Here is an 18,985-nt window from a genome sequence, read left to right as displayed (position 1 = left end):
CGCGGCACACGACCCACGACACCCCACAGCGGAGCGCTCACGCGCCCTTCGCCCGATAGCGCCGCATCTTCGCGCGGGCCCCGCACACCTGCATGGAGCACCAGCGGCCGCGTCCGGCGGGGCTGCGGTCGTAGTACGCCCAGAGGCAGTCGTCGGCCTCGCAGGCCTTCAGCCGGTTCCAGGTGCCCGCCGCGACCGCCTCGGCGACGGCGGCGGCTATGCGGAAGAGCAGGGGCCCGTCGTCGACGGGAGCGAGCGCGGCGGAACCGTCCGCCGGGTCGACCGTGACCACCAGGGGCGCCCGGGCGAGCAGCTCGCCGAGCGGGGCGACCGCGCGGTGGGGCGGGTGCCCGGCGTGGGCGAGCAGCGTGACACGCAGGGACTCGCGCAGTTCGCGGGCACAAGCGGCGGTGTCCTCGGTGAGCCCGAACGGCGCGCGGCCGTCCGCCGTGTCCAGCGCGTCGGCGCCCGACTCGACGTCCAGCGTGTTGACCAGGGCCTGGACCAGGGCCAGCTTCCCGGGCGGGGCCGCTCTCTCACTCATGCCTGGACGCCGCCTCTCCCTTTCCCTTTATCCCTTGCGACGTTACCTCCGATGCGGGAGCATGCGGTAACGGTTACCGGTTACCCGGCTCTAGCAGTAACAACGAGGAGGAAGTCATGTCCGTTGCCAAGGTGGGCGCCGTCGTCCTGGACTGTCCGGACCCGCGCGCGCTGGCCGGTTTCTACGCCGGGCTGGTGGGCGGCACGATCGTGGACGAGGGCGAGTGGGTGGACCTGAAGGTGGACGGCGGCCCGACGCTGGCCTTCCAGGCGGCCCCGGGGTACGTGGCACCGGAGTGGCCGTCGGCCGACCGCTCGCAGCAGTTCCACCTGGACCTGACGGTCGAGGACCTGGACGCGGCCGAGAAGGAGGTGCTGGCGCTGGGCGCGAGGCCGCTGGACGCCGACGACCGCTCGCGGACCTTCCGGGTTTACGCGGACCCGGCCGGGCACCCGTTCTGCCTGTGTGCCTGCTGACCCGCTGACTCCGGGAGGATCCATGGCCCCCGTGGCCCGTCTGCGTTCCGTCGTCCTCGACTGCCCCGACCCGCGTGAACTGGCCGTCTTCTACGCGGCCGTCGGCGGCGGCACGCCCGTGGAGGAGGACCCGGACTGGGTGGTGCTGCAGATCCCCGCGGGGCCCCGGCTCGCCTTCCAGCGGGCGCCGGGGCACACCCCGCCGGACTGGCCGAGCGCCGACCACGACTCCCAGCAGTTCCACCTCGACTTCGACGCCGGCGGGACCTGGGAGGAGATCGACGCGGCGGAGGAGAAGGTGCTGGCGCTGGGGGCGCGGGTGCTGGACCGGGAGGACTACGAGCGCAAGGACTTCCGGGTGTACGCCGATCCGGCGGGGCATCCGTTCTGCCTCTGCCGGATCGAACAGCCCTGACCGTCCCGCCGCTCAGCCGTCCAGGTCCTCGATGGTCGCCGTCGACGGCGGGCGGCGCTGCTGGGCCACATGGGCGGTGAAGTGGGCCTCGCGGAGCACCCGCTGGACGTTGCCCCAGGTCAGCAGGGCCACCTCGGTCTCGTCCCAGCCGCGCCCCAGCAGTTCGGCGATCAGCCTCGGGTAGCAGGAGGTGTCGGCGAGCTCCTGCGGATGGGCGCCGCCGGTGTCGTAGGTGCCGGACAGGCCGACGCACTCCGGTCCGGCGACCGTGCGGACGTGGTCGAGATGGTCGGCGACGTCCCGGACGGTCGGGCCGGACTGCTCGGCGGTCAGCGGCACCATGCACAGGCCCTTGGCCCGCCCCACGTCGGCGAGCAGCTCGTCGGGGAGGTTGGCCGGGTGGGGGCGCAGGGCGCGGGCGGCGGAGCGGCTGAACAGCACGGGCGCCTTGGAGACGGCGAGGACGCGGCGGATCACCGGGGCCGAGGCGTACGACAGGTTGGCGATCATGCCGACCCGGTTCATCTCGCGGACGACCTCCTCGCCGAACCGGGTCAGTCCCGCGGCGCCCGCCCAGGAGGCGCCGGTCAGGGTGAGCACGCGCAGACCGAGGGTGTGCAGCGAGCGCAGGACGCCGAGGGAGTCACCGAGGGCGGCGGCACCGGCGGGGCCGAACAGAACGGCGACCCGGCCGCAGTTGCGGGCGTCGGCGACCTCTCCCGCGCTGCGCGCCGGGCGCAGGCCCTCGTCGTGGGCGGCGACCACCGCCTTCGCCAGGTCGAGCTGCTCCAGGGTGGCGCCGACGGCCCGGCCGCCGTCGTCGGCCTCCGGCAGGTGCAGCGACCAGAACACCGCGCCGACCTGCCCCTTGCGCAGCCGGGGCACGTCCGCGTCGACGGCGCTCTCCCCCAGGTCGAGGTCGTACCAGGGCAGCCGGCGCAGCGCCCACGGCAGTCCGCTGTAACCGTCGGCGACGGGATGGGCGGCGAGGACGGCGTGGGCGCGGGTGAGGGGTTCGGCGTCCGGGTCGGAGACGGGCTCGTACGTCTCCGGCGTGACGATGACCGCCTCCCGGGGGTACGGCTCGTCGATGCGGCCGACCTCGGCGGCGGGGTGCAGGTCGTCCTGGAGATCGGCCATGGCGGGCTCCGTACGTCGTGACCTCGGCGGTACGGTCACCGTCGCACGGAGCGGCCGTGGGCTTCCTGGTGGACGCGGCGTTCGGGGTACCGGGGTGTGCCCCGCCCGGGCATGCGGTTGTTTGGTTCGCCCCCGCCGCCCTTCCCGTCCCGAACCTGGGGCTCCGCCCCGGACCCCGCTCCTCAAACGCCGGAGGGGCTGGGTTGTGCCGGAGGGGCTGGATCGTGCCGGAAGGGCTGGGTCGTGCCCGGGTCAGGTGTCCAGGGAGGCCAGGGTTGCGTTGGACGGGGCGCGGGTTTCCTGGAGGTGCCGGGCCACGTCCTCCGCCGCGCCCAGTACCCGTACCGCGTTCTTCCACGTGAGCTTGGCCAGGTCGGCCTTCGACCAGCCGCGGTCGAGGAGCTCGGCGATCAGGTTCGGGTAGGTGGAGACGTCGTTCAGGCCGTCGGGGGTGAAGGCCGTGCCGTCGTAGTCGCCGCCGATGCCGAGGTGGTCGATGCCGGCGACCTCGCGCATGTGGTCCAGGTGGTCGGCGACCGTGGAGACGGTGGCGACCGGACGCGGGTGGGCCTCCTCGAAGGCGCGGTGGATCCTCATCCCCTCGGCGGTGGTGTCGAGGTGGTGGAGGCCGTGCGCGCGCATGTTCTCGTCGGCCGCGGCCGTCCAGTCGACGGCCGCCTGGAGCACGAACTTCGGCACGAACGTCACCATCGCGACACCGCCGTTGGCGGGGAGCCGCTCCAGCACGTCGTCGGGGATGTTGCGCGGGTGGTCGCAGACCGCGCGGGCGGAGGAGTGGGAGAAGATCACCGGCGCGGACGTGGCGTCCAGCGCGTCCCGCATGGTCGTGGCGGCGACGTGGGAGAGGTCGACCAGCATGCCGAGCCGGTTCATCTCCCGCACCACCTCGCGGCCGAAGGCCGACAGGCCGCCCACGCCGGGCTCGTCGGTCGCCGAGTCCGCCCACGCCACGTTGAAGTTGTGGGTGAGGGTCAGATACCGGACGCCGAGGTCGTACAGCCCCCGCAGCGTGCCGAGGGAGTCGGCTATGGAGTGGCCGCCCTCCGCCCCCATGAGGGAGGCGATACGGCCCTGACCGCGCGCGGCCTCCATGTCGGCGGCGGTCAGCGCGGGCGCCAGCTCCCGCGGATGACGGGCCAGCAACTGCCGTACGCAGTCGATCTGTTCCAGCGTGGCCGGCACCGGGTCGGGCTGGTCCGCACGGACGTACACCGACCAGAACTGCGCGCCGACCCCGCCCGCGCGCAGCCGGGGGAGGTCGGTGTGCAGGTGGGCGGACTGGTCGCCGGCGATGTCGCGGGCGCCGAGGTCGTAGCGGACCTGTTCGCGCAGTGCCCACGGCAGGTCGTTGTGCCCGTCGACGACGGGGAACTCGCGCAGCAGCTCACGGGCCTGGTCCAGCGAGGTCATCCGCGTCACTTCCCGAAGCCGAAGCCGGCGCCGGAGCCCTCGGCCTTGGCGCGCAGCCGCTTGCCCTTCTCGGTGGCCTGGTCGTTCAGTTCCTGCTGGAACTCCCGCATCCGGCCGAGGAGTTCCTCGTCGTGGGCGGCGAGGATACGGGCCGCGAGCAGGCCCGCGTTGCGGGCGCCGGCCACGGAGACGGTGGCGACCGGGACACCGGCCGGCATCTGCACGATGGACAGCAGGGAGTCCATGCCGTCCAGGTACTTCAGCGGCACGGGCACGCCGATGACGGGCAGCGGGGTGACCGAGGCGAGCATGCCGGGCAGATGGGCGGCGCCGCCCGCGCCCGCGATGATCGCCTTGAGTCCCCGGTCCGCGGCCTGCTCGCCGTACGCGATCATCTCGCGCGGCATGCGGTGCGCGGAGACCACGTCGACCTCGTAGGCGATCTCGAACTCGTCGAGGGCCTTGGCCGCCGCTTCCATGACGGGCCAGTCGGAGTCCGACCCCATGACGATGCCGACAACAGGGCTCATTCGGTGATCGTGCCTCTCAGGTAGCCGGCTGCGTGACGGGCGCGCTCCAGCACGTCGTCCAGGTCGTCGCCGTAGGTGTTGACGTGGCCCACCTTGCGGCCGGGCTTCACGTCCTTGCCGTACATGTGGATCTTGAGCTGGGGGTCGCGGGCCATGCAGTGCAGGTACGCGGAGTACATGTCCGGGTAGTCGCCGCCGAGGACGTTGACCATGACCGTCCACTTCGCGCGCGGGCGGGGGTCGCCGAGCGGGAGGTCGAGGACGGCGCGGACGTGGTTGGCGAACTGCGAGGTGATCGCGCCGTCCATGGACCAGTGCCCGGAGTTGTGCGGGCGCATCGCGAGTTCGTTGACGAGGATGCGGCCGTCGCGGGTCTGGAACAGCTCGACGGCGAGGTGGCCGACGACGCCGAGTTCCTTGGCGATGCTCAGCGCCATCTCCTCGGCCTTCAGCGCGAGGGCCTCGTCGAGGTCGGGCGCGGGGGCGATCACCGTGTCGCAGACGCCGCCCACCTGCCGCGACTCGACGACGGGGTAGGCGACGGCCTGCCCGTGCGGGGAGCGGACCACGTTGGCGGCCAGCTCGCGCACGAAGTCGACCTTCTCCTCGGCGAGGACGGGAACGCCGGCCTTGAACGGCTCGGCGGCCTCCTCGACGGAACCGACGACCCACACGCCCTTGCCGTCGTAGCCGCCGCGGACGGTCTTGAGGACGACGGGGAACCCGTCGCCCTCCGCCGCGAACGCGGCCACGTCCTCGGGGTCGGCGACGATGCGGTGCCGCGGGCAGGGCACGCCGATCGCGTCGAGCTTCGCGCGCATCACGCCCTTGTCCTGGGCGTGCACCAGCGCGTCGGGGCCCGGGCGGACGGGGATGCCGTCCGCCTCCAGGGCCCTGAGGTGCTCGGTGGGCACGTGTTCGTGGTCGAAGGTGATCACGTCGCAGCCGCGCGCGAACGCGCGCAGCGTCTCCAGGTCGCGGTAGTCGCCGACGACGACATCGCCGACGACCTGCGCCGCGGAATCCTGCGGAGTGTCACTGAGGAGCTTGAATTTGATGCCGAGCGGGATGCCCGCCTCGTGTGTCATACGAGCGAGCTGGCCGCCGCCGACCATGCCGACTACCGGGAACGTCACGCCCCCAGGGTATCGGCCGAGCCACCGTGGCCGATTTACCGGTCTCCTCCCGGACGATCCGCGGGCGATGCGCGGTTGATCTTCGGACGATCCGCGGGTGATCCGTGCGTGATCCGCGGTCGTAATCCTCGTCCGCAGGAAGATCGCGTAGACGGGTGGTTAGCATGGTCTGGTTGACGCCAACCGACGGACGGGGGCCAGCACCACCATGGGACACGGTTCCTCTGCGCCTCCGACCACGGCCCCGGCTCCGGCCCCGCGCGGCACCGTGCGGGAGCGGATCGACCGGCTGGCCCGTGAGGTCGTGAAGTTCGGCGCGGTCGGCGGAATGGGTCTGCTGGTCAATCTCCTCGTGTTCAACCTGGTCCGGCAGGTGACGGACCTCCAGGTGGTGCGGGCGAGCGTCATCGCCACCATCGTGGCGATCGTCTTCAACTACATCGGCTTCCGCTACTTCGCCTACCGGGACCGCGACAAGTCCGGGCGCACCCGGGAGATGACGCTGTTCCTGCTGTTCAGCGCGGTCGGCCTGGTGATCGAGAACGGTGTGCTGTACACGGCGACGTACGGCTTCGGCTGGGACAGCCCGCTGCAGAGCAACATCTTCAAGTTCCTCGGCATCGGTGTGGCGACCCTGTTCCGCTTCTGGTCGTACCGCACCTGGGTCTTCCGCGCGCTGCCGGTGCGGGAGCCGGTGACGCGGGGCGCCCCCGCCGACGGCTCCCGTGACTCCCGTGGCTCCCGCGCGACGCAGCGCGTGCCGTAGCCGTCAGCGCACCGTCCGGCGGGACTCGTCGTCCGGGGACTTCTGCGGCGGTGTGCGGGAGAGGAACAGGCCGAAGACGGCCGGACTGGCCTGGAGCATCTCCAGGCGGCCACCGTCCGCCTCCGCGAGGTCGCGGGCGACGGCGAGGCCGATGCCGGTGGAGTTGCGGCCGCTGATCGCCCGTTCGAAGATCCGCGCGCCCAGGTCGGCGGGGACACCCGGACCCTCGTCGGTGACCTCGACGACGACCTGGTTGCCGGTGACGCGGGTGCGCAGGGCGACCGTGCCGCCCCCGTGCATCAGCGAGTTCTCGATCAGCGCCGCCAGCACCTGGGCGACCGCGCCCGGCGTGCCCACCGCCCGTAGCTGCCGCTTTCCGGAGGTGACGATCGCGCGGCCCGCGCTGCGGTAGGCGGGGCGCCACTCGGCGAGCTGCTGCTGGATCACCTCGTCGAGGTCGAAGGTGACCGCGGAGCCGGTGCGCGGGTCGCGGGAGTTGGTCAGCAGCCGCTCCACCACGTCCGTCAGCCGCTCCACCTGCGTCAGCGCGATCGTGGCCTCCTCCTTCACCGTGTCCGGGTCGTCGGTGAGGGTGATCTCCTCCAGGCGCATGGACAGGGCGGTGAGGGGGGTGCGCAGCTGGTGGGAGGCGTCGGCGGCGAGGCGCCGCTCGGCGGTCAGCATGCGGGCGATGCGCTCGGCGGAGCGGTCCAGCACGTCCGCGACCCGGTCCAGCTCGGGGACGCCGTAGCGGCGGTGGCGGGGACGGGGGTCGCCGGAACCGAGGCGTTCGGCGGTCTCCGCGAGGTCGGTCAGCGGGGAGGCGAGCCTGCTGGCCTGGCGGATCGCCAGCAGCACCGCCGCGACCACCGCGAGCAGCGCCACCAGGACGATGATCAGCAGCGTACGGCCGACCTCCCGGGTCACCGAGGAGCGCGGCTCCTGGACGGTGACCGTCTCGCCCTCCTCGCCGGGTGCCGTGGCGCTGATGACGTCGCCGTCCGGTTTGGTGCCGACCTCGATGGGCGGCTTGCCGGGGATCCGGATGACGGCGTACCGGTCCTCGGTGACCTGGTCGCTGATGATCTCGGCGGTGACCTTGTCCTCGACGAGCAGCCGGCTGTCGACGATGCTGGCCAGCCGGACCGCCTCGGACTCCACCCGCTCCCTGGCGCTCTCGCTGATGGTGCGGGTCTCGACGATCACCAGGGAGACGCCGAAGACGGCGATCACGACGAGCACCACGGCGAGCGTGGACTGGATCAGGCGGCGGCGCATGTCCTCTTACCCAAACGGAAACCCACGGGGTTTCGGCTAGCTCTTCTCGAAGCGGAAGCCCACACCGCGCACGGTCGCGATGTAGCGGGGGTTGGCCGCGTCGTCGCCCAGCTTCTTGCGCAGCCAGGAGATGTGCATGTCGAGGGTCTTGGTGGAGGACCACCAGGTGGTGTCCCAGACCTCGCGCATCAGCTGGTCGCGGGTGACGACCCGGCCCGCGTCCCGCACCAGGACCCGCAGCAGGTCGAACTCCTTCGCGGTGAGCTGGAGCTCCTCGTCGCCCATCCAGGCCCGGTGCGACTCGACGTCGATGCGCACGCCGTGGGTGGCGGGCGGCTGCTGGGGCTCGGCGGAACCGCGCCGCAGCAGGGCCCGGACCCGGGCCAGCAGCTCGGCGAGCCGGAACGGCTTGGTGACGTAGTCGTCGGCGCCCGCGTCCAGGCCGACGACCGTGTCCACCTCGTCGGCGCGCGCGGTCAGGATCAGCAGGGGAACCGTGTGCCCCTCGGAGCGGAGCCGGCGGGCGACCTCCAGACCGTCCATGCCGGGCAGTCCGAGGTCCAGCACCACCAGGTCGACACCGCCCTGCATGCCGGCTTCGAGCGCGGTGGGTCCGTCCTCACGCACCTCGACTTCGTATCCCTCCCGGCGCAGGGCGCGGGCCAGCGGCTCCGAGATGGACGCGTCGTCCTCGGCGAGCAGTACACGGGTCATGTCAGTGATGGTAGTCCCGCCGCCACGGGGCCCGGGGTGTGATCGCGAGCGTTGACTCTTACCTCCGGCATACCCGTTTCTCGCCTGCGGTGGCCCCGGTTCGCGCCTGCGGCTGTGGGGTGCGAACCTAGGAGGGACCTTCGAATGAGTGATCACGGTTCCAGCAGAACCTGTGATCCGTGTCTCAAGTCCTTCCATATCCGGCACTGTCCTGCCGTATGGTGAATCAACGCCTGTTGCACCACGGGGACCTTTGGCGCAGTTGACGCCGAGGGTCTCTTTTGTGTGCGGGCCGGCCTGTGTGCCGGCCCCGGAAGGAATGACCTGTGGCCGGGCCCCGTCGCGCGCAGACGCACGACGGGGCGTGGATCCCGGTGGTCGCCGTCCGCCGTTCCGCGACCCGGAGCGGCCCTCCCTCGGGCGTGGGGTGGACGGTACGGCCTCGCCGGTGCCGGCCGCCCCCCACCGGGCGCGTACACGCTCGCGCGAAGCGTCCCGACCAGCAAGGATCGACCATGGCGTCCAGCCTGACGAAGGACTCGGTCACTCCGGGCACCCCCGGATCCGAGAAGACCTTCTTCGGCCACCCCCGCGGACTGGCCACTCTCTTCATGACCGAGATGTGGGAGCGTTTCTCCTACTACGGCATGAGGGCTCTGCTCCCGCTGTACCTGGTCGCGCCGGGCGGCCTCGGCCTCAGCGCCGGCACCGCGACCGCGATCTACTCGGTGTACCTCTCGCTGGTGTACCTGCTCACGATGCCGGGCGGCTGGTTCGGCGACCGTGTCTGGGGACCCCGCAAGACCGTCGCCGTCGCCGGCGGCATCATCATGCTGGGCCACCTGACGCTGGCCCTGCCGTCCTCCGGCACCTTCTACGCGGGGCTCGGCCTGGTCGCGATCGGTTCCGGTCTGCTGAAGGCCAACATCTCCACGATGGTCGGCCAGCTCTACCAGGGCCCGGACGACCCGCGCCGGGACGGTGGCTTCACCGTCTTCTACATGGGCATCAACCTGGGTGCCTTCGCCGCGCCGCTGATCATCGGCACCATCGGCGAGAGCGTCAACTGGCACCTGGGCTTCGCGCTCGCCGCGCTGGGCATGGGTCTCGGTGTGACGCAGTTCCTGATGGGCAGCCGTCACCTGGACGCGCGCTCCAGCGTCGTCCCGAAGCCGCTGTCGGCCGAGGAGAAGTCCTCGACCCTGCGCAAGGCCGCGTTCTGGGCGGGCATCGCCGTCGTCGCGTACGCCGTCATCGGCTTCACCGGCAACTACACCCTGAACTGGGTCCTGGTCCCGCTGACGCTGCTCGGTGTGATCGTCCCCGTGATGGTGATCGCCCGGATCAAGCGCGACAAGGACCTGGACCGCGCCGAGCAGTCGAAGATGTCCGCGTACATCTGGTTCTTCGTCGCCGCCGCGATCTTCTGGATGATCTACGACCAGGGCGGCTCGACCCTGTCGATCTTCGCCGACTCGTCGGCCGAGAACAGCGTCTTCGGCTGGGACTTCCCGGTCTCCTGGTACCAGTCGGTCAACCCGGTCCTGATCATGGCGCTGGCTCCGGTCTTCGCCTGGGTCTGGCTGGCGCTGAACCGGCGCGGCAAGGAGCCGAGCACGATCGTGAAGTTCGCGTCCGGTCTGGTGCTGGTCGGCGTGTCCTTCTTCCTCTTCCTGGCCCCGCTGTCGATCGCCGAGGGCGGTCACAAGGCGGCGGCGCTGTGGCTGGTGGCGATCTACTTCACGCAGACCGTCGGTGAGCTGCTGCTCTCCCCGGTGGGCCTGTCGGTCACCACGAAGATGGCGCCCGCGAAGTACGCCTCGCAGATGATGGGTGTCTGGTTCCTGGCCGTCACCGCCGGTGACGCCACGACCGGTCTGCTCTCCATCGCCGGTGTCGACCTGAACAAGACGGGCATCGTCGCGATGGAGGCGAGCCTCGCGGTGGTCGCCGGTATCGCGGTGTGGATGTACCGCAACAAGGTCAAGGCCCTCATGGGCGACGTGCGCTGAGCCTTCCCCCACGGCTCGCCGAAGGGCCCCGCATCCGGTGGATGCGGGGCCCTTCGGGCGTTCGCGGGGAGGGGTGGGCTGGGTGGGGTGCGTTCGGCCATTTGCTTCTTCCGCCCCCGCCGCCCCTTCCCGTCCCGACCTGGGGCTCCGCCCCGGACCCCGCTCCTCGAACGCCGGAGAGGCTGAGATTCAGCCTCTCCGGCGTTCGAGGAGCGGGGTCCGGGGGCAGCGCCCCCGGGAACGGGAAGGGGCGGCGGGGGCGAAGAACCCTCAGGTCAGGACCAGCGCGGACCGGTGCAGGAATCCGGGCACGGCAGGGCGGGCCGGAGTTACGCGGGTGCCCCGAGTTCCGCCCAGACCGTCTTGCCCGCGACCTCCGGGGCCCGCACGACCCCCCAGTCCAGACAGAGCCGCTGCACGATGAACATGCCGTGGCCACCTGGCCGCCCCGCCCGGTGCGGGGTGCGCGGGGCCGGCTGCCCCGTACCCCGGTCGGTGACCTCGATCCGGATCACCTTCTTGTCACAGGTGATGGCCAGATGATCCGGCCCCTCCGCATGCAGGCAGGCGTTGGTGACCAACTCGGAGACGACGAGCAGAACGTCCTCGGCGGCGGCCCGCTGATCGGCGGTGGCGGCGGGCAGCCAGCCCCACGCGTGCAGCGCCTGGCGGGTGAAGTCACGGGCGAGCGGTACGACGCCGCTCTGGCCGTCGAAGCTCAGCCGGCGGACCTGGGAAGACCCCGGTGGCGCGGTGGGCACGGCGACGCCCCCGTCGGGCGCGCCCCCCGCCGGCGCGCCCGACGGGGGCGTCCCGGAAGCGCCGCTGGGCTCCGGACCGCGGTCGCCCGGCGGGTAGGGCCGGGTGGTGCTCATCAGCGCTTCACCTCACCGTGTCACCAGTTCACGATTCAAAAGTTTCCGTACTCGGTCGGTCACGCGCGTACGGCGCATCCGGTTCCCGGTGCCCTCGCGACCACCGTGTCCGGCGTGTTCAGGGTGTCTCCTGCCCGGGCGGACCGAGGGGACACCCCCGTATTCGCACGAAAAGGCGCGACGGAAGGGACTCCCCGACGACGGGAGTGACGGGAGCGCCCCGCCGGGCGTGCCCGCGCGGGTCACGCCGAATCGTCGGCCAGGGCCGCCTCGAGAGTGTCGTGGACGGTGAACACCGCGTCCGCCCCCGTGATCTCGAACACCCGCGCGACGACGGGCTGCATCCCCACGAGATGGACCCCACCCCCGGCCGCCTCGGCCTTCAGCCGGGCACCGAGCAGCACGTTCAGCCCCGTGGAGTCACAGAACTCCAGCCGGGAGCAGTCGATGACAAGCCGCTTGAATCCCTTGGTGAGACAGTCCTCCAGTGGCTCACGCAACAGATCGGCGGTGTGGTGATCCAACTCACCCGCCGGAGTCACGACGGCACTGGGGCCCTCTTCTCGCACCTCGACCAGAAGCCGGCCAGACTGTGCGCTGCCGACCGTCCCGCGGTCCATGCCGTCTCTCTCTCCCGACCTCGTCGCTGCCTGCTGACGTCCTCGAACATTACGCCTTATGGCCACGCTTCGACAGCCGAACAATCGCACACAAACGGACATATGCGAACGTAATGCACTTGCGGTCGGCTCGGGAAAGCGGGTAGGGCTAGTAGGAACACCTATTGGTGAGAACACGTAACCGACACGGCCGGCTTTGGAGGCGCCGCACACCGCAGTGCACGTATCGGCTTCGGCAGCCATATGCCGAGAACGATGGAGGACATCATGTCACCCCGGCTCGACGCATCGCGTACCCCGAAAGCGACGTCGACACTCCCTCCGGAACATCTGGATCCCATCGAGCAGGACGACCCGGTTGTCGTCCCGGACGACCTACTCGCCGGACTCCCGGAGATTCCCCCGTACGACGAGGTGGGCCCGGTCGACGCGCGGGCCCTGTCCAAGACCCTCTTCGAGCGCCTCGAGTCGCTGGAGGAAGGCACCCACGAGTATTCGTACGTACGCAACACGCTCGTGGAGCTGAACCTCGCCCTGGTCAAGTTCGCCGCCTCCCGTTTCCGTTCGCGCAGCGAGCCGATGGAGGACATCATCCAGGTCGGCACCATCGGCCTGATCAAGGCGATCGACCGCTTCGAACTGTCGCGCGGCGTGGAGTTCCCCACCTTCGCGATGCCCACCATCATCGGCGAGATCAAGCGCTTCTTCCGCGACACCTCGTGGTCCGTGCGCGTGCCGCGCCGGCTCCAGGAGCTCCGGCTCGACCTGGCCAAGGCCGGTGACGAGCTGGCCCAGCAGCTCGACCGCGCGCCGACGGTGGCCGAGCTGGCCGAGCGCCTGGGCATCAGCAACGAGGAGGTCGTCGAGGGCATGGCGGCGTCGAACGCCTACACCGCCTCCTCGCTGGACGCCCAGCCGGAGGAGGACGACGCCGAGGGCGCCCTGGCGGACCGGATCGGATACGAGGACCACGGGCTCGAAGGCATCGAGTACGTCGAGTCGTTGAAGCCGCTGATCGCCGAACTGCCGCCGCGGGACCGGAAGATCCTCTCACTGCGCTTCGTCGCGGGCATGACCCAGTCGGAGATCGGCGAGGAACTGGGCATCTCCCAGATGCACGTCTCCCGCCTGCTGTCGCGGACCCTGGTGAAACTGCGCAAGGGGCTCACGGTCGAGGAGTGATCCTCACCGGGTGACGCTTGTCCTCAAGGGGGGGGCGGTCCGAGACCGGGCCGCTCCCCTTCGGGTTGTCCGGGCTTCGTGTCGTCCGGGCTTCGGGTTGTCCGGGCTTCGGGTTGTCCGGGCTTCGGATTGTCCGGGCTTCGGATTGTCCGGGGCGCCTCGCGCCGCTCACGCCCCGCGTACGCCCCGCCGCCACACGCCCGCGACCAGCGGCACACCGGGCCGGTAGGCGAGGTGGACGTGGCTCGGGGCGTCGAGAAGGACGAGGTCGGCGTACGCGCCCGGGGTCAGCCGGCCGATGTCGGTGCGGCGCAGGGCCGCCGCGCCGCCCGCGGTGGCCGACCAGACGGCCTCGTCCGGCGTCATCCCCATGTCCCGCACCGCGAGCGCGACGCAGAAGGGGACGGAGGACGTGAAGGACGAGCCGGGGTTGCAGTCGGTGGACAGCGCGACCGTGGCCCCGGCGTCGATGAGCCGCCGGGCGTCCGGCCACTCGGCGCGGGTGGAGAACTCGGCGCCGGGGAGCAGGGTGGCGACGGTACGGCTGTTCGCGAGGGCGTCCACGTCGGCGTCGGTGAGGTGGGTGCAGTGGTCGGCGCTGGCCGCGTCGAGCTCGACGGCGAGCTGGACGCCGGGGCCGTGGGAGAGCTGGTTGGCGTGGATGCGCGGGTGCAGGCCCTTCGCCTTTCCGGCGGTGAGGATCGCGCGGGCCTGGTCGCCGTCGAAGGCGCCCTTCTCGCAGAAGACGTCGATCCAGCGGGCGTGCGGCGCGCAGGCGTCCAGCATCTCGCCGGTGACCAGGGCCACGTATCCGGCCGGGTCCTCGGCGTACTCGGGCGCGACGATGTGGGCGCCGAGATAGGTGACCTCGTCGGTGTGACGGGCGGCCAGGCGCAGGGCGCGGGCCTCGTCCTCGACGGTCAGGCCGTAGCCGGACTTGGTCTCGAAGGTCGTGGTGCCCTGGCGGAGCGCCTCGTCGAGGAAACGGGTGAGGTTCGCCTCCAGTTCCCCGTCGCCGGCGGCCCGGGTGGCGGCGACGGTCGTACGGATGCCGCCGGCGCTGTAGGCGCGGCCCGACATCCGGGCGTTGAACTCCTCGGTGCGGTCACCGGCGAAGACCAGGTGGGAGTGGGAGTCGACGAAGCCCGGCAGGACCGTCCGGCCCTCGGCGTCGACCCGGTTGTCAGTGGCGGGTGCTTTGCTTGATTCACCGGTCCACACGACGCGGTCGCCCTCGATGACGACGGCCGCGTCCCGGACCAGGCCGAGGGGGGAATCGTCGCCGAGGGAGGGGTCGTTGGTGACCAGTGTGGCGATGTTGCTGATGACAGTGCTGCTCATGGTGTCCTCATGGGGGGTCGTCAGGCGCGCAGGGCTTCGACTGCCTGTGCGAGGGCTCCGGGCACATCGGGGACGAGCGTGTGCGCCCCGTCGCGTACGACGTGCCGGCCCGCCACGACCGTGTGCCGTACGTCCGCTGCCGTTGCCGCGAATACGGCCGTCTCGGCGCCGAGTCCGGGCAGTGGCCCCGCTGTCCTGACCGAGTCGAGCCCGATGGTGGTGAGGTCGGCGCGTGCCCCGGCCTCGATGCGGCCGGTGTCGTCCCAGCCGAGGGCGGCGTGTCCGTCGGCGGTGGCGGCCCGCAGCAGGGCGGCGGCCGTCCAGTGACCCCGGGTGCGGGTGCGCAGCCGCTCGTTCAGCTCCATCGCGCGTGCCTCTTCGAGCAGATCGATCACGGCGTGACTGTCGGAGCCGAGGGAGAGCGGGGAGCCCTCGTTCTGCAGGGCGGCGGCGGGTCCGATGCCGTCGGCGAGGTCGCGTTCGGTCGTCGGGCACATGCAGGTGCCGGTGCCGCTGCCGCCGATGAGGGCGATGTCCTCGGCGGTGAGGTGGGTGTTGTGGACACCGGTGGTGCGCGGTCCGAGGACGCCGTGCAGGGCCAGGAGCTGCGCCGGGGTGCAGCCGTGGGCCTCCCGGCAGGCGTCGTTCTCGGCGGTCTGCTCGGACAGGTGCACATGGAGCGGGGCCCGCCGCTCCTCGGCCCACCGCGCCACGGTCGCCAACTGCTCCGCCGGTACGGCCCGTACGGAGTGGATGGCCGCCCCGATCCGTGCGTGATCCCGTTCCTTGAGAACTGAACAGCGCTGGGCCCAGGCGTCCGCGTCGCCGTCGGAGAAACGGAGCTGGTGGGTGGTGGGCGGCTGCCCGAAGCCGGAGGAGAGATAGGCGGTGTCGAGGAGGGTGATGCGGACACCGGCTTCGGCGGCGGCCTCGATGAGCGCCTCGCCCATGGCGTTGGGGTCGGCGTAGGGCGTGCCGCCGGGGGCGTGGTGGACGTAGTGGAACTCGCCGACGGTGGTGATGCCGGCCAGCGCCATCTCGGCGTAGGTCGCGCGGGCGAGGGAGTGGTACGTGTCCGGGGTGAGCCGGCCGGCCGTGGCGTACATGACCTCGCGCCAGGTCCAGAAAGTGCCCGAGCCCACCTGGACGGTGGAGCGCAGGGCGCGGTGGAAGGCGTGGCTGTGGGCGTTCGCCAGTCCGGGGAGGGTCAGTCCGCGCAGGACCTCGGCGCCGGGCGGCGGGGCGGGGGTGTCCGGGCGGACGGCGGTGACGCGGCCGTCCCGGACCTCGACGGCGACGCCCGGCTCGACGTGGGCGCCGAGCCAGGCGTGCTCCAGCCAGTACGTCCGCGGGGTGGCAGTCACGTGCGGGCCAGTCCTTCCAGTACGTCGGCGAGTGCGAGGACCCCGGCCACGCAGTCGTCCTCGGTGGCGGACTCGGCCGGGGAGTGCGAGACGCCGGTGGGGTTGCGCACGAACAGCATGGCGGTCGGGACGCGTCCGGAGAGGATTCCGGCGTCGTGTCCGGCGCCGGTGCCGAGGACGGGCACCTCGATGCCGGTGCCGGTGCCGGTGCCGAGGATGCGGGCGAGTTCGTCGCGCAGGGCGTGGTCGAACTCGACGACTGGGGTGAAGGACTCGCGCTCGACGTCGAGGGTGACGCCGTGCTCCCGCGCGTGGGCGCGGGCGGCCTCCCGCACGCCGTCCACCACGGTGTCCAGGCTCTTCTGGTCGGCGGCGCGGGAGTCGAGCCAGCCGCGCACCAGGGAGGGGATGGCGTTGACGCCGTTCGGCTCGACGGCGATCTTGCCGAAGGTGGCGACGGCACCGGCGAGTTCGGCCTCGCGGCGGGCGGCGATGACGGTCCCGGCGTACGACAGCATGGGGTCGCGCCGGTCGGCGAGGCGGGTGGTGCCGGCGTGGTTGGCCTCGCCCCGGAAGTCGAACCGCCAGCGGCCGTGCGGCCAGATGGCGGACGCGATGCCGACGTGGTCGCCGGACAGGTCGAGGGCGCGGCCCTGTTCGACGTGGAGCTCGACGAAGGCGCCGATGCGGTCGAGCCGTTCGGGGTCGGGGCCGATGGCGTCCGGGTCGTATCCGGCGGCCTCCATGGCCTGCGGGAGCGTGATGCCGTCCCCGTCGGTGAGGCGGTGGGCCTGCTCGACGGTGAGCACGCCCGCGGTGAGCCGGGAGCCGACGCAGGCGAGCCCGAAGCGGGCGCCCTCCTCGTCCCCGAAGTTGACGATGCCGAGCGGCTTGCCGAACCGCACACCCCGCTGCCGCAGCTCATCCAGCGCGGCGAAGGCGGACACGACCCCGAGGGGCCCGTCGAAGGCCCCGCCGTCCGGCACGGAGTCCAGATGCGACCCGGTGACAACAGCGTCCCCGTCGGCCGGATCCCCCAGCCAGGCCCACTGATTCCCGTTCCGGTCGACCTCGTAGGTCAGCCCCCGCCCCCGAGCCTGCTCCTCGAACCAGCCCCGACAGTCGGCATCGGCCCCGCCCCACGCAAACCGCCGATAACCACCGGACACGGAACTACGCCCGATGGGCAACAACTGCCGCCACATCTCATTGAAGGAGGGCGCGTCACAACCCGAGGCCGATACAGCCCGCACACCACCAGCCACGCCAGCCCGCGCACCGCCAGCCCGCCCAGGCTGCGCACCGTCAGCCGATACAGGCTGTGGGCAGTCGTTCCGCAGGGCGGAACGGGTGGGCACAGCCGGACCCGCAGGCGGCGACGACCCGCCCGCCCCCACCGAGGAGTTGCCGCCGCTCACGCCGAGTCACCCTCACGCATCGGCACCCGCACACCCCGCGAGCCCGCCACCGACTCCGCGATGTCGTACCCGGCATCGACATGCCGGATCACACCCATACCGGGGTCATTCGTGAGCACCCGCCGGATCTTCTCCCCCGCCAGCGCGGTCCCGTCAGCGACAGTCACCTGCCCCGCATGGATCGACCGCCCCATACCCACACCCCCACCATGGTGGATGGACACCCACGACGCCCCGGAAGCCACATTCACCATCGCGTTCAGCAACGGCCAGTCGGCAATCGCATCGGACCCGTCCAGCATCGCCTCGGTCTCCCGATAGGGAGAGGCCACCGAACCGCAGTCGAGATGGTCCCGCCCGATGACGATCGGCGCGGCCAGCTCCCCGCTCGCGACCATGTCGTTGAACCGCTCACCGGCCCTGTCCCGCTCCCCGTACCCCAGCCAGCAGATACGCGCGGGCAGCCCCTGGAAGTGCACCCGCTCCCCCGCCATCTTGATCCACCGGGCCAGGGACTCGTTCTCCGGGAACAGCTCCAGGATCGCCTTGTCGGTCTTGGCGATGTCGGCGGGGTCACCCGACAGCGCGGCCCACCGGAAGGGCCCCTTGCCCTCGCAGAACAGCGGCCGGATGTACGCCGGCACGAACCCCGGGAAGGCGAACGCGCGCTCGTACCCGGCGAGCTGCGCCTCACCACGGATGGAGTTGCCGTAGTCGAACACCTCGGCGCCGGCGTCCTGGAAGCCGACCATCGCCTCGACGTGCCGGGCCATGGACTCGCGGGCCCGGGTGGTGAAACCGGCCGGGTCCTTCGCGGCGGCGTCCGCCATGTCCTCGAAGGCGACGCCCACCGGCAGGTACGCCAGCGGGTCGTGGGCGGAGGTCTGGTCGGTGACGATGTCGATGGGCGCGCCCATGGCGAGCAGCTGCGGCACCAGCTCGGCGGCGTTGCCGAGGACGCCGATGGACAGGGCCTCGCGCCGGTCCCGGGCCTCGACGGCCAGCCGCAGGGCGTGGTCGAGCGAGTCGGCCTTCACATCGAGGTACCGGTGCTCGATGCGGCGGTCGATCGCGCGGGGGTCGCAGTCGATACAGATGGCGACGCCGTCGTTCATGGTGACGGCGAGCGGCTGGGCGCCGCCCATCCCGCCGAGTCCGGCGGTGAGGGTGATGGTCCCGGCGAGGGTGCCGCCGAACTTCTTCGCGGCGACGGCGGCGAAGGTCTCGTAGGTGCCCTGGAGGATGCCCTGGGTGCCGATGTAGATCCAGGAGCCGGCGGTCATCTGCCCGTACATGGTCAGGCCGAGGGCCTCCAGGCGGCGGAACTCCTCCCAGTTGGCCCAGTCGCCGACGAGGTTGGAGTTGGCGATGAGGACGCGCGGGGCCCACTCGTGGGTCTGCATGACGCCGACGGGGCGGCCGGACTGGACGAGCATCGTCTCGTCCTGCTTGAGGGTGCGCAGCGTCCGCACCATCGCGTCGAAGGAGCGCCAGTCGCGGGCCGCCTTCCCCGTGCCGCCGTAGACGACGAGCTTGTCGGGGTGCTCGGCGACCTCGGGGTCGAGGTTGTTCTGCAGCATCCGCAGGGCGGCCTCCTGCTGCCATCCCAGGGCGCTCGGTTCGGTGCCGCGCGGCGCTCGGACAGAACCAGGGGGCGGCCCGTAGGGCCTCGGTTGAGGGTGGTGGCGGGAGACGGGCGGGCGGGGTCCGGACATGGTCTGCCTCCTGTGCTGCGGACGATTA

At 71.6% G+C, this 18,985-nt stretch carries 18 protein-coding genes; 5 read left to right on the top strand and 13 right to left on the bottom strand.

The annotated features are described in order from the left end of the window. Window positions 1–37: 37 nt before the first annotated feature. The gene (locus tag AMK33_RS30055; protein ID WP_073936129.1) at window positions 38–544 is read right to left on the bottom strand and encodes a CGNR zinc finger domain-containing protein; all 507 of its coding nucleotides are present in this window, start codon (window positions 542–544) and stop codon (window positions 38–40) included. Between the two features lie 116 nt (window positions 545–660). Here AMK33_RS30055 and AMK33_RS30050 point away from each other — a divergent pair, with 116 nt between their 5' ends. Then, the gene (locus AMK33_RS30050) at window positions 661–1,020 is read left to right on the top strand and encodes a VOC family protein (RefSeq protein ID WP_073936128.1); all 360 of its coding nucleotides are present in this window, start codon (window positions 661–663) and stop codon (window positions 1,018–1,020) included. A gap of 22 nt (window positions 1,021–1,042) precedes the next feature. Then, window positions 1,043–1,435, top strand: a complete 393-nt coding sequence (locus tag AMK33_RS30045; protein ID WP_073936127.1) for a VOC family protein — start codon at window positions 1,043–1,045, stop codon at window positions 1,433–1,435. A 12-nt stretch (window positions 1,436–1,447) separates the two neighbouring features. Here the strand turns inward: AMK33_RS30045 and AMK33_RS30040 are convergent, their stop codons facing one another. The 4 genes from AMK33_RS30040 to AMK33_RS30025 form a co-directional block, all read right to left on the bottom strand. Further along, window positions 1,448–2,575, bottom strand: a complete 1,128-nt coding sequence (locus AMK33_RS30040; protein ID WP_073936126.1) for a dipeptidase — start codon at window positions 2,573–2,575, stop codon at window positions 1,448–1,450. A gap of 252 nt (window positions 2,576–2,827) precedes the next feature. After that, window positions 2,828–4,006: a dipeptidase gene (locus AMK33_RS30035; protein WP_073936125.1), complete on the bottom strand. Its 1,179-nt coding sequence runs from the start codon at window positions 4,004–4,006 to the stop codon at window positions 2,828–2,830. Between the two features lie 5 nt (window positions 4,007–4,011). Continuing rightward, window positions 4,012–4,536: a 5-(carboxyamino)imidazole ribonucleotide mutase gene (gene purE / locus AMK33_RS30030; RefSeq protein WP_073936124.1), complete on the bottom strand. Its 525-nt coding sequence runs from the start codon at window positions 4,534–4,536 to the stop codon at window positions 4,012–4,014. Next, on the bottom strand, window positions 4,533–5,672 hold the full coding sequence (locus tag AMK33_RS30025; protein WP_073936123.1) for a 5-(carboxyamino)imidazole ribonucleotide synthase: 1,140 nt from the start codon (window positions 5,670–5,672) through the stop codon (window positions 4,533–4,535). The genes purE and AMK33_RS30025 overlap by 4 nt, the downstream gene beginning before the upstream one ends. A 208-nt stretch (window positions 5,673–5,880) precedes the next feature. Here AMK33_RS30025 and AMK33_RS30020 point away from each other — a divergent pair, with 208 nt between their 5' ends. Continuing rightward, on the top strand, window positions 5,881–6,438 hold the full coding sequence (locus AMK33_RS30020; protein ID WP_073936122.1) for a GtrA family protein: 558 nt from the start codon (window positions 5,881–5,883) through the stop codon (window positions 6,436–6,438). 3 nt (window positions 6,439–6,441) lie between these two features. Here the strand turns inward: AMK33_RS30020 and AMK33_RS30015 are convergent, their stop codons facing one another. Next, entirely contained in the window at window positions 6,442–7,716 is a 1,275-nt protein-coding gene (locus AMK33_RS30015) for an ATP-binding protein (RefSeq protein ID WP_073936121.1), read from the bottom strand. A gap of 36 nt (window positions 7,717–7,752) precedes the next feature. Further along, on the bottom strand, window positions 7,753–8,430 hold the full coding sequence (locus tag AMK33_RS30010) for a response regulator transcription factor (RefSeq protein WP_030821646.1): 678 nt from the start codon (window positions 8,428–8,430) through the stop codon (window positions 7,753–7,755). A gap of 515 nt (window positions 8,431–8,945) precedes the next feature. Here AMK33_RS30010 and AMK33_RS30005 point away from each other — a divergent pair. After that, entirely contained in the window at window positions 8,946–10,442 is a 1,497-nt protein-coding gene (locus AMK33_RS30005) for an oligopeptide:H+ symporter (protein WP_073936120.1), read from the top strand. A gap of 329 nt (window positions 10,443–10,771) precedes the next feature. Here AMK33_RS30005 and AMK33_RS30000 read toward each other — a convergent pair whose 3' ends face one another. Both AMK33_RS30000 and AMK33_RS29995 read right to left on the bottom strand, forming a co-directional pair. Continuing rightward, window positions 10,772–11,317: an ATP-binding protein gene (locus AMK33_RS30000; RefSeq protein WP_073936119.1), complete on the bottom strand. Its 546-nt coding sequence runs from the start codon at window positions 11,315–11,317 to the stop codon at window positions 10,772–10,774. Window positions 11,318–11,559: 242 nt separating this feature from the next. After that, window positions 11,560–11,937: an STAS domain-containing protein gene (locus AMK33_RS29995; protein ID WP_073936118.1), complete on the bottom strand. Its 378-nt coding sequence runs from the start codon at window positions 11,935–11,937 to the stop codon at window positions 11,560–11,562. A 267-nt stretch (window positions 11,938–12,204) separates the two neighbouring features. Here AMK33_RS29995 and AMK33_RS29990 point away from each other — a divergent pair, with 267 nt between their 5' ends. Further along, a complete protein-coding gene (locus AMK33_RS29990; RefSeq protein WP_073936174.1) occupies window positions 12,205–13,119 on the top strand; it encodes an RNA polymerase sigma factor SigF in 915 nt (304 codons plus the stop codon). A gap of 168 nt (window positions 13,120–13,287) precedes the next feature. On the opposite strand, the gene hutI is transcribed toward AMK33_RS29990, so the two are convergent. The 4 genes from hutI to hutU all read right to left on the bottom strand — a co-directional run bounded on the left by hutI (window position 13,288) and on the right by hutU (window position 18,957). After that, window positions 13,288–14,460 carry an imidazolonepropionase gene (gene hutI / locus AMK33_RS29985; protein WP_073936117.1) on the bottom strand — a complete coding sequence of 391 codons (1,173 nt, stop codon included), beginning with the start codon at window positions 14,458–14,460 and terminating at the stop codon, window positions 13,288–13,290. A 20-nt stretch (window positions 14,461–14,480) separates the two neighbouring features. Continuing rightward, the gene (locus tag AMK33_RS29980) at window positions 14,481–15,824 is read right to left on the bottom strand and encodes a formimidoylglutamate deiminase (RefSeq protein ID WP_073936116.1); all 1,344 of its coding nucleotides are present in this window, start codon (window positions 15,822–15,824) and stop codon (window positions 14,481–14,483) included. After that, window positions 15,821–17,089 (bottom strand): allantoate amidohydrolase, encoded by a 1,269-nt coding sequence (locus AMK33_RS29975; RefSeq protein WP_443030936.1) that lies wholly within the window; start codon window positions 17,087–17,089, stop codon window positions 15,821–15,823. Before AMK33_RS29975 ends, AMK33_RS29980 begins: the two co-directional genes overlap by 4 nt. Window positions 17,090–17,238: 149 nt before the next feature. Continuing rightward, window positions 17,239–18,957, bottom strand: a complete 1,719-nt coding sequence (hutU, locus tag AMK33_RS29970; RefSeq protein ID WP_073936114.1) for a urocanate hydratase — start codon at window positions 18,955–18,957, stop codon at window positions 17,239–17,241. Window positions 18,958–18,985: the final 28 nt, after the last annotated feature.

This window comes from Streptomyces sp. CB02400, from assembly GCF_001905725.1.
In the GTDB taxonomy this organism is placed as follows: domain Bacteria; phylum Actinomycetota; class Actinomycetes; order Streptomycetales; family Streptomycetaceae; genus Streptomyces; species Streptomyces atrovirens.
The sequence above is the reverse complement of the archived record's forward strand: the minus strand, read 5'-3'. Positions and strand labels throughout refer to the sequence as shown.